Origin of the sequence: Oceanobacter antarcticus (genome assembly GCF_044962685.1) — a bacterium.
Classification (GTDB): domain Bacteria; phylum Pseudomonadota; class Gammaproteobacteria; order Pseudomonadales; family Oceanobacteraceae; genus Oceanobacter; species Oceanobacter antarcticus.
In genome coordinates, this window is sequence record NZ_JBBKTX010000108.1 from 1 (window position 1) to 249 (window position 249).

Sequence of the window (249 nt, forward strand, 5' to 3'; positions counted from 1 at the left end):
CGACGTCCATGATTTGGTACAGGTCGATACCGGTCTGACAGCCCATGCGGTCGAGAACCGCGCACAGCACTTCCAGCGGCGTGTTACCGGCTCCCGCGCCCAGCCCGGCAACGGAACCGTCAATCCGCGCCGCTCCGGCTTCAATGGCGGCGAGGGAGTTGGCTACGCCCATGGCCATGTTGTGGTGGCCGTGGAAGCCGATTTCGATGCGGCTGTCGAGTTCTTGCCGCAGCAGGCCGATTTTCTGGC

Annotated in this window: 1 protein-coding gene; it reads right to left on the reverse strand. The window is 64.3% G+C overall.

Annotation, left to right across the window (positions count from 1 at the left end; genetic code table 11):
- Positions 1-249, reverse strand: a 249-nt coding sequence (locus WG929_RS21420) for a hydroxymethylglutaryl-CoA lyase-like TIM-barrel protein (protein WP_494517121.1), incomplete at both ends; no start/stop codon positions are given.